Here is a 12,602-nt window from a genome sequence, read left to right as displayed (position 1 = left end):
GCGAGCGAGCCCTGCTTTTTTCATGGGAGAACGCAGATGGATTCGAATGAAATTCTGGCCGCGATCTGGCGGCAGGCGGGCCTGCCCGAAGAAGCCCTGCCGTTTGCGCGGCTCACGGGCGCCGACCCCGTGCTGCCCTCGTCCTTCGCGGTCGGCGCCGCAGCGCAGAGCACCATCGCGGCCGCCGCGCTCGCGGCCTGCGAGCTGGCGCACGCGCGCGGCGTGCCGAGGCAGGACGTGTCGGTCGACATGCTGCACGCGGCGCTCGAATGCACGGGCTGGTTCAGCCTCGACGGGCACGTGGCCGACATCTGGGACAAGTTCTCGGGCCTCTACCCATGCGCCGACGGCTGGGTGCGCGTGCACGCGAACTTCGCGCATCACCGCGACGGCGCGCTGCGGCTGATGAAGCTCGACCCCGCGACCGCCACGCGCGCCGATGCCGAAGCGGCCATGGCCACGTGGAAGGCGCGCGATTTCGAAGACGCCGCTGCCGCACAAGGCCTCGTCGTCACCGCATTGCGCAGTTTCGACGAATGGGATGCCACGCCCCAGGCGCAGGCCCTGGCCACGCAGCCACTGTTCACCATCGAGCGCATCGGCGACGCGGCGCCGTTGCCGCTGCCGGCGCTGAATGAAGACCAGCGCCCCTTGAGCGGCGTGCGCGTGCTCGACCTCACGCGCATCCTGGCCGGCCCGGTCGGCGGCAAGGCGCTCGCGGTCTACGGGGCCGACGTGATGCTCATCAACTCGCCGAAGCTGCCCAACATCGAAGCCATCGCGGACACCAGCCGCGGCAAGCTCAGCGCGCACGCCGATCTGCGCACCGACGAAGGCCGCGCCACGCTGCACGAGCTCATCGCCGATGCGCATGTGTTCGTGCAAGGCTACCGGCCCGGCGGCATGGCCGCTCTGGGCTTCGGGCCGCGCGAGGTCAGCGCGCTGCGCCCGGGCATCGTCTGCGTGTCGCTCACGGCCTATGGCACGCAGGGGCCCTGGGCGCAACGCCGCGGCTTCGACTCGCTCGTGCAGACCGCCACGGGCTTCAACGACGCGGAAGGCAAGGCGGCCGGCGACGGCAAGCCGCGCGCCTTGCCGATGCAGATCCTCGACGAGGCCACGGGCTACCTCATGGCCTTCGGCGCGGCCGCCGCCCTGTGGCGTCAGCAGCGCGAGGGCGGCAGCTGGCATGTTCAGGTATCGCTTGCGCAGACGGGGCGCTGGCTGCGCTCGCTGGGCCGCGTGGCCGATGGGCTGGACATCGCGAAGCCGTCGTCCACACCGTATGTCGAGACTTCGAAGTCGGGCTTTGGCGAGCTGGCCGCGCTGCGCCACAGCGCGCAGCTGTCCCGTACGCCGGCCGCCTATGCGCGCCCCTCCGTGCCGCCGGGCACCGATGCGCCCGTTTGGCCTGTTTGACGCACTGTGGCCAGGCAATGAGAAACTGGGCCCCATGGCCTACCTCGACAACGACAACCTGCAAGCCCTTTTTCTCGATGACGCCGCGCTGGCCGCGCGTCACCTGCAACGCAAGCGCTGCGGCGCGCTGAACATCACGAGCGGGCGCGTCGTCGCCTGCGACGCGCTGGTGCAGCCCGAGCGCGCACCGTTCGCCGTGAACGTGCAGGTGCGCGGGCGCTTCGACGTGGAGCTGCTGCACGACAAGGGCCGCAATGCGCTGGCCGTGCTGTGGCTGCGGGACCGCGCCAGCCTCGCGGCTGGCGATCTGACATGGGCGTTGGCCCTGCGCGAAGGCGAGTCCCCCGAAGCGCTGGGCGACGGCGAATTCTTCGGCTATCCGGTCGATGCCGGCGTCGGCTGCTTCATGGACGCCGACACGCCCGCCGCCATGGCCGAGCGCGACGCGAAAGAGTCCGCCGACCCCGACTACGTGAGCTACTTCGACAACGTGATCGACGCCGAGATGGGCGACGACCGCAGCGTCGACCACTACCCGCTGGGCGCAGGCTCCGCGAACAACGTCGTCATCTTCAGCGCGGGCTGGGGCGACGGCACCTATCCGAGCTTCTGGGCCTTCGACGCGGCCGGCGAGCCTGTCGCGCTGGTCACCGACTTCATGACGATCAAGGGCGGCGACGCGCGCGACGAAGACGACAAGCGCGGCGATGCGTACAAGGCCAGCCTGTCGCCCGAGAAGCTGGCGGCGCTCGACGCACTGGGCGCGGCGGTTGTCCGCGGAGATACCGATGCGGCCCGGGCGTTGCTCGCCGAGGGCGTGGCCGGTGCGAACGAGATCATTCCGTCGCTGGGCGAAACCGCGATCACGAGCGCCATCCGCATGAACCAGCTGGAAGCTCTGGGCGTGTTGCTGGGCACGATGCCATCGCTGCCCACACCGCCGCAGTTCTATACGGTGGACGAGGAAGAGAGCTACCTGGTCTATGCGCGCCGCCTCAAGAAGCCGCGTGTGCCGGGGCTGATCGAGTTGCTCGAAAAAGCCGAGGCCGCTGTTGCTGCCGAGCCGGCTGCGGGCAAGAGCCTCTGGAGGCGCCTGTTCTCCTGAGCCGCGTCGCCGCTCGTCTGCCTGTCTAACGCGCATCGGCGCCGCCAACCGCCGGCAGCCCTGTGAACAGGTGAACCGCCAGCGCGTGCTTGCAGGGTCCGCGCGTGCCGCTGTACTTGGCCTCGAACAGGCAGGTGCATTGCAAGCGTCCCTGGTGCGGCACGACCCAGTAGGTGCCGTGCTCGCCCTCCACGCGATGGCGGTCTGCCTGGGTGCTCACGGCGCCGTCGGCCACCAGCTTCTTGGCGGCTTCGAGCCGCGGATAGTTGTGGCGCACCCTGTCTTCGCCGAAAGGCAACTGCCGGTGGAAGTAGCGCTGCTCATGCAGGTCGAAACCAACCTGGCCGCTGGTGGCCAGCACGGTCAGCGCGTGTCCGACCCGATCGACCGGCAACTGCGCTTCCTGCGCCAGCGCGGCGGGATCGATGCAAGGCTCCCAGGCCAGCAGGGCCGACAGCGTTTGCGCATCGGCGTTGTCCGCGCGGCCCAGCGAGGCGAGCACCGCGCCTTCGCCCGAGAAGCCGCGGTACGGTTCGGGTGAGAGCATCAGCGACAGGCGCGCGCCTGGCAGCTGGAATTCCCACACGCCGATGGCGCTCGGCGTGCTCTCCGACACCTCGGGTCCGTACATGCGCACGCGTTGCACCAGGTGCTGGAGCCTCCTGATGGCGGACAGCCGGGCTGTGCCGTTCAGCGCCACGGCGCCGCGCTGCGGTCGCCGCGTCTGCCGCAGGCCACCGGGGCTGGGCACGACCCACAGGCTGGTTCCCGCGCCGTTGCCGCCGGCCGTGCTGAGCCCTTGCGCGAAGCGCCGCCATGCCATGCCGTCGAGTTCGGCGCGCAAGACCATGCCGCTGGCGAGGCACTGCGTCTCGGCGAGCGCGCGCACCCAGCGCTCCGGCAGCGCGACCTTGCGTTCGGTGTGCTGGCCGCCCGGCATCGCGAAGGTGATCTGCTCGGGGCCCACTTGCAGGTGCAGCGGCTCGTGCTGCGCGATGCCCGCGAGCGCCAGGGCCAGCAGCGGGTTGATGTCGATGTTGGTCGTGCCGAAACCCAGGGCCCGTTCGTCGAGGCTCTGGCCGAGCAGGTCCAGCCGCGCATAGACCCCGTTGCACGCTGAAAAGGCCTCGCAGCGCAGGCGGTCTCCCTGCGCCGTCACGATCGGGTCGAGCGAGGCGAAGCCGCCGGGAATCGGATTGAAGTAGCGGGTGGAGGCGATCTCCACCAGGCTGCGCAGCCCGCCGGCCGCCACGTCGGGCCGCAGCACCTGGCCGCTGAAGAGCACGGGGTGCTGTACCAGGCCGTGGGGCGTGAGGCCGACGGCCGTTTCGAGCACCAGCGCGCCTTGCTGGTCACGGTCGCGCCGGTCGATGAAGCGCGATTCGCGCAGATAGCCGGTGTCGACGAGATCGGCGGTGGGTGTCTGCATGGGGGCTCTTCGCTTCTTCAGTGGGTATGGCGGTCCATCAGTCCATCAGTCGGTCAGGCAGGCATGCAGGCGCAGCGCCTGCGCTTCGAGTTTGTTGGGCTTGCCCTTGATGCCTTCCGCAAACGCGGCGAGCTGCGCAATGCGTTCCTTGACACCCAGTGCCTTGGCAACCCGAACCCCCAGTTCCAGCAGATCGGCCGTGGCGGCCGGTGCGCGCGCCATGCCCAGGGCTGCGATCGCACCCGCACGCACCAATTCCCAGACTGCGGCGGTCTCGCCGGCTTCATGCACCTGCGCCAGCGAAGCGGCAAGGCGACCCGGCTTGACGCTGCCGCAATCGATGCAGGCAGTGAGCAACTGACAGGCCAGCGCGCCGTCGCAGCGGCCTTGTTGCAGCAGCGTGACGAGCGCGTCGCTGCCCGCCAGGCGAGGCGACGCGTCGTTGGCCGTCATGGCATAGAGGATCGCCAGGTGGAGTGCGGGCCCGGCCGGCCCGTGGGCGGCAAGGAACAAGGGCAGTCTTTCGGCAACGACCTTGCCGCCGTCGGTGCCGTATTCGAGCCCGGCTCGGCGAAAGCCCCACAGGTGCAGCGCCGCCAGCGCTTCGGCGTTGTTCGGCAGCACGGGGGTGATCCAGTTCGGCGCCATGTCGAACTCGCTCGCGACAGGGGCGGTTTCGGGTTCGAAGCCCCAGGTCCATTCAAGGCGTACGCCGTCGATGGCCGGAGGGTGTGGCATGGGCGGCATGGCAACGCACACCTCGCGCCTTTCGGGCGATAGCCATTCGGCGAACTCGCAATGGCGTTGGGCATGGGGCGCACCGGGGCCACCGACCACGAGCCAGCGCGTCTGCAACTGCATCGCCCCGCCGGCCGCCAGGAATTCCGTGGCGATGATCGCCTGGGTGCTGCCGATCGCGCGCAGCGCAGCCAGTGCTTCCGGCTCGCAGGGCTCCGTGCGCAGCAGGGCCGTCAGCAGGTCGTAGGGCATGGCTGTCTGGCCGGCGACGGCCAGCGCAGCCAGGCGTTCAACCAGGCGGGCGGGCGCGATCGCGCCATGCGCGTAGCTGGGCGTCGAAATGAAGGTGAATGGCTTTCCCCGCTCCAAGGCCTCTTTCAGTTCCTTCAAGCGCAGGCAGGCGATCACGGACACGTCGCGTCCCTTGAATGTGTCGAAGCGAATGCCCAGCCAGAACGACATGTCGCCACCAAGCTGCTCGGCGATCGCGCGGCCCCAGGCGGTCTGGCCTCCGTTGATGGCATCCACGCCCGCCTGGATCGCGCGTTCGAACTGGTAGGCATCGCGTGCCAGGCGGTAGGCGTTCAAGCTGAACTTCACCTCGGCGGGCATGCGCGAGGGGTCTGCCAAGGGCTCGAAACGCTGCTTCACCAGGCCCACGCGTTCAGGGGCCGAGCTCGCTGCCGGCTGCCGGGCACCTTCCGCTGCTGACGCGGACGCTGGCGCTGCTCCGGTGCAGCGTTCCCAGAGCGACCGGTACAGCTTGTCGTCGAGCACGCCCCCGCTCGCTTCTATCTGCGCGAGGATCGCCGCGTGCGCGTGTGCTGGCAGCGCGGGCCAGGCCGCCTCGACGGCCGCGGCGGCATCTTTCTGCAAGGCGTGATCGGCGCAAAGAAGTGCCTCGGTCATACCCAGCACCGCCGACGTCGCCGAAGCTGCGCGCGCGGCACGCTGCCTGGCCCAGGCCAGCTGTTCCTGGCGCAGCCCCTTTTCCTTGCGCGCGAACACCATCTGGCAACCGGTGACGAACAGGTCGTCGGGCAGCGCGGCCGCTGCATCGGCGCGGCTCAGCAGTTCCTGCGCAGCGCTCGCGGCTGCGCCGGTGCCGCTGCCCATCAGGTTGGCCAGCACGCGGGCCTGTTCGACCACGACCTCGGTGGCGCCGTGCGCCGTCATCAGCAGCCGCGTCTGGAGCCGTTGGCAGCTCACCGAGTCGCCACGGCTCAACGCTGCGATGGCCTGGCGTGCCAGTTGCGAGGCGTCGACCACGCCGTCCGCAACCAGCTTGGCCACCACCTCCGCGGCCTGGTCCATGGCGAGCTGCCCGCCGTTGCGCACCATGGTGCCGACGGCGTCCCGATGGTCGAACAGCGACAGCAGCATGGGCCCGGTGGCCTGTCCCAGGCGCACGGCCTCGTGCGCGCTGTGGACGATGACATCGCGGCCCCGCACCGACCAGTTGCCGTCGATGTGTTCGAGTTCCAATGCCGGCGCCGTGTGCGCGTAGAGAGACGGGTCCGCCACCTGCCGGTCGGAGGGCAGCATGTGGCTGAAGCGGACGGCCCAGAGTTCGCTCATGACCGGCGTGGTCGGCAGTGCGAGCGCATGCGCATGTGCCATGAGCAGCAGTACATCCACGAACATCGGCCTGGATTTCTTTGTGTCGGCGACAAGCTGCATGTAGTGCGCGCACCATTCGGGGCCACGGGCGATCGCGCTCTGCGCGAGAGCGGCAATGGCCTCGGCGCTGGCAGGCGCGGGAATGCTCTCGCCGGCGCGCCAGGGGATGCCGTACTCCGCATACAAGTGCCGAACGGGAATGGCCAACGCCTTCTTGGGGTCGGCTGCCGTGGCCGTCAATGCGACCAGTAGGCGCATCCAGCGGGCGAAGGGTTCGGTGGCATCGCGCGGGTGCGCGAAGGAGGAAGACGCTGCGCGCTGCTTCCAGTCCGCCGTGATCCAGCTGGCGGCGGCCTTGCGCTGCTTGGGGTTCAGTGCGCGGATGGTGTCGAGCAGCTCGGCGTAGCTGCCGGTGTCGATGGTGTTCGAGATTTCCTGCATTTTTCCGGCGAAGTGATCCTGTGGTGCGCTCACGGTTGCGTGCATCGGGTTTGCCGGTGCGCGAAGGCAGCGCCGCGACTCTATAGCAAGCCCTCGGCACCCAGTGCCGTCCCGGCGGGCCATTGCAGCCCTTGCGGAAACGCCATGTCGATCTGCGCTTGCAGCAAAATCGCAGCGCGAGCCCGGTCGACGGGCGACAACCTGTGAAAGCCGACGACAAGGCGGCACACAACGATGAACAGATACGAAGGAAGGCCGCTGCTGCGGCTGGTGGATTGCCTGGTGCTCGACGCCATCGACCAGCTCGACGACCAGAAACGGGCCACGCTCGAGGCGCTGGAGCCCCGGCTCGCGCAGACTTTCAGCGCCAGCGGCACCTGGCAGGAAATCGTCAGCAGCCAGATGGGTTTTGCCGACGACGTGCCCGACAGGATCCGGCACTTCTGGCGCCGCTACCTCGACCATGCGGACACGGAGAACCATCGCGTGGACCCGCAGGCCTTCGTGGTCGACTTCGTGGCCCAGAACTTTCCGGACATCGCCCCGCCGCGGGGCTGAGGCGCGACCTCAGGCCGGGGGCAACAGCAACAGTTGCTGCTGCGCCTGCGCCGTGTTGCGCAAAAACTCCCACACCGCCTGCATCCGCACCAGGTGCTTGGTCTCCGCCGGCATCGACATCCAGAAGGTGCGCGTGAAGTTCGCCTGGCCCGGCAGCACCGGCTTCAGCGCGCCGTCGTTCTCCGCCACGAAGGCCGGCAGCACGGCGATGCCCGCTCCGGCCACCACCGCGCTGTGCTGCGCGAGCACGCTGGTGCTGCGCAGCGCGAAGGCGTCGGGGCGGTGCAGTTCGTCCAGGTACTGCAGCTCCTTGCTGAAGAGCAGGTCGTCCACGTAGCTGATGAAGGTGTGGCCGCGCAGGTCTTCGCGGGTCTTGATGGGCTTGTGCGCGGCCAGGTACTTCTTCGATGCATAGAGGCGCAAGGTGTAGTCGGTGAGCTTGCTGACCACCACCGGCCCGCGCGCGGGGCGCTCGAGCGAGATGACGATGTCGGCCTCGCGCCGCGACAGGTGCACCAGCCGCGGCATGGCGAGCAGGTCGATGGTGAGCTTGGGGTGCTGCACCGCGAACAGCGCCAGCTGCGGCGCCAGCACCACCGTGCCGAAGCCCTCGGTCGCGCCGATGCGCACCAGCCCCGACAGCCCTTCCTGCGAAGCCGGCGCCGTGCTCTCCACGGCCTGGAACGCGCTTTCCATCGCCTCGACCTGCGGCTGCAGCCGCCGGCCCGCCTCGGTGAGCCGGTGGCCGCCCGATTCGCGCGAGAAGAGCGGGGCGCCGACTTCTTTTTCGAGCGCCTGGATGCGCCGCGCCACCGTGGTGTGGTCGACCTCGAGCCGGCGCGCCGCGCTCATCAGCGTGCCCGAGCGGGCCAGTTCCAGAAAGTACCGCAGGTTGTCCCAGTCCATGTGTGCCCTTGTGTGGCCGGATCGCCGCGCCATCGAGGAGGGGGCTTTGCATTTTTGCAAAGCGGCCGCGCATATTTGTCTATTGTCATGGCAAATCTGCAAAGCTAGGATGCGTGGCTGAACCGGTTCAACCGGCACCCGTATTCACTGGAGACAAACCCTCATGGACGCCACCACCACCCCCTCGACGCAAGTCGCCACCGTCAAGCTGCTGATCGGCGGCAAGCTGGTCGAATCCAAGACCACCGAATGGCGCGACGTCGTCAACCCGGCCACGCAGCAGGTGCTGGCCCGCGTGCCCTTCGCCACCCCGGCCGAGCTGGACGCCGCCGTCGCCTCCGCCAAGGAAGCCTTCAAGACCTGGCGCAAGACGCCCATCGGCGCGCGCGCGCGCATCTTCCTGAAGCTGCAGCAGCTCATTCGCGAGAACATGGGCGAGCTCGCCGCGATCCTCACGGCCGAGCAGGGCAAGACGCTGCCGGATGCGGAGGGCGACGTGTTCCGCGGCCTCGAGGTGGTCGAGCACGCCTCGAACATCGGCAACCTGCAGCTCGGCGAACTGGCCAACAACGTGGCCAACGGCGTGGACACCTACACGCTGCTGCAGCCGCTGGGCGTGTGCGCCGGCATCACGCCGTTCAACTTTCCCGCGATGATCCCGCTGTGGATGTTCCCGATGGCCATCGTCACCGGCAACACCTTCGTGCTGAAGCCCTCCGAGCAAGACCCGATGGTCACCATGCGCCTGTGCGAACTGGCGCTCGAAGCCGGCATTCCGCCCGGCGTGCTGAACGTGGTGCACGGCGGCGAAGCCATCGTCAACGGCATCTGCGACCACAAGGACATCAAGGCGATCAGCTTCGTCGGCTCCACCAAGGTCGGCACGCACGTCTACAACCGCGCCACGCTGGCCGGCAAGCGCGCGCAATGCATGATGGGCGCGAAGAACCACGCCATCGTGATGCCCGACGCGAACAAGGAGCAGACGCTCAACGCACTGGCCGGCGCGAGCTTCGGCGCCGCGGGCCAGCGCTGCATGGCGGTGTCGGTGGCGGTGCTGGTGGGCGATGCGCGCAACTGGGTGCCCGAGCTCATCGAGAAGGCCAGGACGCTGAAGATCGGCGCCGGCACCGAGAAGGGCGTGGACGTGGGCCCGCTGGTGTCGTGCGCAGCGTACGACCGCGTGAACAACCTCATCGAACGCGGCGAGGCCGACGGCGCCAAGCTGGTGCTCGACGGCCGCAAGCCCACCGTGCCCGGCTTCGAGAAGGGCAACTTCGTCGGCCCGACGATCTTCACCGGCGTGAAGCCCGGCATGACGATCTATGACCAGGAAGTGTTCGGCCCGGTGCTGTGCGTGGCCGATGCCGAGACCATCGACGAAGCCATCGAGCTGATCAACAGCAACCCGAACGGCAACGGCACGGCCATCTTCACGCAGTCGGGCGCCGCGGCGCGCCGCTTCCAGGAAGACATCGACGTGGGCCAGGTCGGCATCAACGTGCCGATTCCGGTGCCGGTTCCGATGTTCTCGTTCACCGGTTCGCGCGCGTCGAAGCTCGGCGACCTGGGCCCGTACGGCAAGCAGGTCATCATGTTCTACACGCAGACCAAGACCGTCACGGCGCGCTGGTTCGACGACAGCACCGTCTCGCACGGCGTGAACACCACCATCAGCCTCAAATGAGGCGAGGGTTTCGCATCGCGGCCTGGGGCGCGGTGGCGACGGTCGCGTTGCTCGCCGGCAGGGCGCAGGCCGCTGCCGACGCCGGCGCGACCGACTGCAACCCCAACGGGAACCAGCAGGAAATGAACGAGTGCGCGGCGCGCGATTTTCGTGCGGCCGACGCCACGCTCAACATCCGGTACGGCGAGGTGATGAAGACGCTCTCGCCGCAGATGCGCGTCGCGCTGCGCAACGAACAGCGGGCCTGGCTCAAGGGCCGGGACCCCGCCTGCAAGCGTGCGGCGAAGGCGAACGAGGGTGGCTCCATCTGGCCGCTGGTGTTCAGCTCCTGCCTGGAAAAATCAACCCTCAAACGAAGCGCTGAACTGGATCGCTGGAAGGGTCGCGAGCAATGAATTTCGAACTTTCCGAAGAACAGAACGCCTTCGCGCAGAGTGCGCGCAGCTTTGCGCAAGCCGAGTTCGCGCCGCACGCGGCGCAGTGGGACGCCGAGGCCATCTTCCCGAAAGAGGCCATCGCCAAGGCCGGCGAGCTGGGCTTCTGCGGCCTGTACGCGCCCGAGCGCATCGGCGGCCTCGGCCTGCCGCGGCTCGACGCGGCGCTGGTGTTCGAGGAGATGGCCGCGGTCGACCCCTCGACCACGGCCTTCATCACCATCCACAACATGGCGACGTGGATGCTCGGCACCTGGGCGAGCGACGCGGTGGCCGCGCAGTGGGGCGAAGACCTGACGAGCGGGCGCAAGCTGGCCTCGTACTGCCTCACGGAGCCGGGCGCGGGGTCTGACGCGGGCTCGCTGAAGACACGCGCCGAACTGCAGGGCACCGAGTACGTCATCAACGGCGGCAAGGCCTTCATCTCGGGCGCGGGCGCGACCGACGTGCTGGTGCTGATGGCGCGCACGGGCGGCGCGGGCGCGAGCGGCATCTCTGCCTTCGCGGTGCCGGCCGACGCGCCGGGCGTCAGCTACGGCAAGAAGGAACACAAGATGGGCTGGAACAGCCAGCCCACGCGCACCATCAACTTCGACAACGTGCGCGTGCCGGCGCAGAACCTGCTGGGCAAGGAAGGCGAGGGCTTTCGCATTGCCATGAAGGGGCTCGACGGCGGGCGCATCAACATCGCGACCTGCTCGGTGGGCGCGGCGCAGGGCGCGCTCGACGCGGCACGCCGCTACCTGCACGAGCGCCAGCAGTTCGGCAAGCCGCTCGCGAGCTTCCAGGCGCTGCAGTTCAAGCTGGCCGACATGGCGACCGAGCTGGTCGCGGCGCGGCAGATGGTGCGCCTCGCGGCCTCCAAGCTCGACGCGGGCCATGCCGACGCCAGCACCTACTGCGCGATGGCCAAGCGCTTTGCGACCGATGCGGGCTTCAACGTCTGCAACGACGCGCTGCAGCTGCACGGCGGCTACGGCTACCTGAGCGAGTTCCCGCTGGAGCGCCTGGTGCGCGACGCGCGCGTGCACCAGATCCTCGAAGGCACGAACGAAATCATGCGCGTCATCGTTGCGCGAAAATTGCTCGAAGGCGACAGCGACATCCGCTGAGCGTCGTGCACATGGAATCTTTCAAACAATGACCGACAACGTAGTTCTCTTCGACGAAATCAAGACCGCCGGCGGCCAGCGCTTCGCGGTGGCCACGCTCAACGCCCCGGCGTCGCTCAACGCGCTGTCCGTGGACATGGTGCGCCTGCTCACGCCCAAGCTGCGCGAGTGGGCACGGGACGACGGCGTCGTCGGCGTGCTGCTGCAGGCCGCGGGCGAGAAGGCCTTCTGCGCCGGCGGCGACCTGCGCCAGCTCTACCAGACGCTGCTGGACTGCGGCCCCGAGCGCAACACCTACGCCGAAGACTTCTTCCGCGAAGAGTACGAGCTCGACCACCTGATCCACACCTTTCCCAAGCCCTTTTTGTGCTGGGGCCACGGCATCGTGATGGGCGGCGGCGTGGGCCTGCTGGCCGGCGCCTCGCACCGCGTGATGACGCTGCAAAGCCGCATCGCCATGCCCGAGATCAACATCGGCCTGTACCCCGACGTGGGCGGCAGCTGGTTCCTGCGCCGCACGCCGGGCCGCACGGGCCTGTTCCTGGCGCTCACGGCGGCCAACGTCAACGCGCACGACACCATCTTCTGCGGCCTGGCCGACGTGCTGGTGCCGCAGGAGCGCAAGGCCGACGTGCTGGCGGCCATCGCCTCCACGCAATGGGCCGGCGGCGACGCCAGGGCCGACCGTGCCACGCTGTCGCGCATCCTGGCCAAGGCCGGCGAGGGCGCTGAAATGCCGCCCTCGAAGGTGCGCGAGCACTACGACGCCATCAACGCGCTGATGGCCGGCGACGACCTGCTCGACATCGCCAGGCGCATGCGCGAACTGCAAAGCGACGACGCCTGGCTGCAGGGCGCCGCCAAGACCTTCGCCAAGGGCGCGCCGAGCTCGGCCGCGCTGAGCTTCGAGCTCTGGCAGCGCGTGCCGCGCATGTCGCTGGCCGAAGTGTTCCGCCTGGAGTACTGGGCCTCGCTGGGCTTCTGCGCGCACAAGGACTTTGCCGAAGGCATCCGCGCGGTGCTGGTCGACAAGGACCGCAACCCGCGCTGGAACCCGGCCACGCTCGAGGAGATCACGCCCGCCTTCATCGAAGACCACCTGCGCCCGCGCGGCGAGATGCCGCCGGAGCTGGCCTCGCTGGTCTGACTCTCA

10 protein-coding genes are annotated in these 12,602 nt (G+C 68.9%); 7 read left to right on the top strand and 3 right to left on the bottom strand.

Annotated elements, in window-relative coordinates:
- Window positions 1-36 precede the first annotated feature (36 nt).
- A complete protein-coding gene (locus BM004_RS33515) occupies window positions 37-1,419 on the top strand; it encodes a CoA transferase (protein WP_093219970.1) in 1,383 nt (460 codons plus the stop codon).
- 34 nt (window positions 1,420-1,453) lie between these two features.
- Window positions 1,454-2,524 (top strand): DUF4241 domain-containing protein, encoded by a 1,071-nt coding sequence (locus BM004_RS33510; RefSeq protein ID WP_177206694.1) that lies wholly within the window; start codon window positions 1,454-1,456, stop codon window positions 2,522-2,524.
- A 25-nt stretch (window positions 2,525-2,549) separates the two neighbouring features.
- On the opposite strand, the gene BM004_RS33505 is transcribed toward BM004_RS33510, so the two are convergent.
- Window positions 2,550-3,953 carry an SWIM zinc finger family protein gene (locus BM004_RS33505; RefSeq protein WP_093219965.1) on the bottom strand — a complete coding sequence of 468 codons (1,404 nt, stop codon included), beginning with the start codon at window positions 3,951-3,953 and terminating at the stop codon, window positions 2,550-2,552.
- 45 nt (window positions 3,954-3,998) lie between these two features.
- Window positions 3,999-6,797 carry a hypothetical protein gene (locus BM004_RS33500; RefSeq protein ID WP_143072600.1) on the bottom strand — a complete coding sequence of 933 codons (2,799 nt, stop codon included), beginning with the start codon at window positions 6,795-6,797 and terminating at the stop codon, window positions 3,999-4,001.
- Between the two features lie 189 nt (window positions 6,798-6,986).
- On the opposite strand from BM004_RS33500, the gene BM004_RS33495 reads away from it, so the two are divergent.
- Complete coding sequence (locus BM004_RS33495; RefSeq protein ID WP_093219960.1) at window positions 6,987-7,310, top strand: hypothetical protein; 324 nt, start codon at window positions 6,987-6,989, stop codon at window positions 7,308-7,310.
- Between the two features lie 9 nt (window positions 7,311-7,319).
- On the opposite strand, the gene BM004_RS33490 is transcribed toward BM004_RS33495, so the two are convergent.
- Window positions 7,320-8,216, bottom strand: a complete 897-nt coding sequence (locus tag BM004_RS33490) for a LysR family transcriptional regulator (RefSeq protein WP_093134364.1) — start codon at window positions 8,214-8,216, stop codon at window positions 7,320-7,322.
- Window positions 8,217-8,379: 163 nt separating this feature from the next.
- Here BM004_RS33490 and BM004_RS33485 point away from each other — a divergent pair, with 163 nt between their 5' ends.
- Genes BM004_RS33485 through BM004_RS33470 form a run of 4 tightly spaced genes read left to right on the top strand, consistent with a single transcriptional unit; the run spans window position 8,380 to window position 12,596 of the window.
- On the top strand, window positions 8,380-9,903 hold the full coding sequence (locus tag BM004_RS33485; RefSeq protein ID WP_093219957.1) for a CoA-acylating methylmalonate-semialdehyde dehydrogenase: 1,524 nt from the start codon (window positions 8,380-8,382) through the stop codon (window positions 9,901-9,903).
- Window positions 9,900-10,298, top strand: coding sequence for a lysozyme inhibitor LprI family protein (locus tag BM004_RS33480; RefSeq protein WP_093219955.1), 399 nt, complete (start codon window positions 9,900-9,902; stop codon window positions 10,296-10,298). Before BM004_RS33485 ends, BM004_RS33480 begins: the two co-directional genes overlap by 4 nt.
- Window positions 10,295-11,449, top strand: a complete 1,155-nt coding sequence (locus BM004_RS33475; protein ID WP_093219952.1) for an acyl-CoA dehydrogenase family protein — start codon at window positions 10,295-10,297, stop codon at window positions 11,447-11,449. The genes BM004_RS33480 and BM004_RS33475 overlap by 4 nt, the downstream gene beginning before the upstream one ends.
- 28 nt (window positions 11,450-11,477) lie before the next feature.
- On the top strand, window positions 11,478-12,596 hold the full coding sequence (locus BM004_RS33470) for an enoyl-CoA hydratase/isomerase family protein (RefSeq protein ID WP_093134374.1): 1,119 nt from the start codon (window positions 11,478-11,480) through the stop codon (window positions 12,594-12,596).
- The last annotated feature ends 6 nt before the right edge of the window (window positions 12,597-12,602 follow it).

This window comes from Variovorax sp. OK212, from assembly GCF_900112425.1.
Classification (GTDB): domain Bacteria; phylum Pseudomonadota; class Gammaproteobacteria; order Burkholderiales; family Burkholderiaceae_C; genus Variovorax.
Note: the sequence above shows the minus strand (reverse complement) of the source record. Positions and strands in the feature narration are given on the sequence as shown.

Excerpts from the sequence above, each read along its gene's own strand:
- BM004_RS33515 (WP_093219970.1), top strand. The coding sequence starts at position 37 with ATGGATTCGAATGAAATTCTGGCCGCGATCTGGCGGCAGGCGGGCCTG.
- BM004_RS33510 (WP_177206694.1), top strand. The coding sequence starts at position 1,454 with ATGGCCTACCTCGACAACGACAACCTGCAAGCCCTTTTTCTCGATGAC.
- BM004_RS33505 (WP_093219965.1), bottom strand. The coding sequence starts at position 3,953 with ATGCAGACACCCACCGCCGATCTCGTCGACACCGGCTATCTGCGCGAA.
- BM004_RS33500 (WP_143072600.1), bottom strand. The coding sequence starts at position 6,797 with ATGCACGCAACCGTGAGCGCACCACAGGATCACTTCGCCGGAAAAATG.
- BM004_RS33495 (WP_093219960.1), top strand. The coding sequence starts at position 6,987 with ATGAACAGATACGAAGGAAGGCCGCTGCTGCGGCTGGTGGATTGCCTG.
- BM004_RS33490 (WP_093134364.1), bottom strand. The coding sequence starts at position 8,216 with ATGGACTGGGACAACCTGCGGTACTTTCTGGAACTGGCCCGCTCGGGC.
- BM004_RS33485 (WP_093219957.1), top strand. The coding sequence starts at position 8,380 with ATGGACGCCACCACCACCCCCTCGACGCAAGTCGCCACCGTCAAGCTG.
- BM004_RS33480 (WP_093219955.1), top strand. The coding sequence starts at position 9,900 with ATGAGGCGAGGGTTTCGCATCGCGGCCTGGGGCGCGGTGGCGACGGTC.
- BM004_RS33475 (WP_093219952.1), top strand. The coding sequence starts at position 10,295 with ATGAATTTCGAACTTTCCGAAGAACAGAACGCCTTCGCGCAGAGTGCG.
- BM004_RS33470 (WP_093134374.1), top strand. The coding sequence starts at position 11,478 with ATGACCGACAACGTAGTTCTCTTCGACGAAATCAAGACCGCCGGCGGC.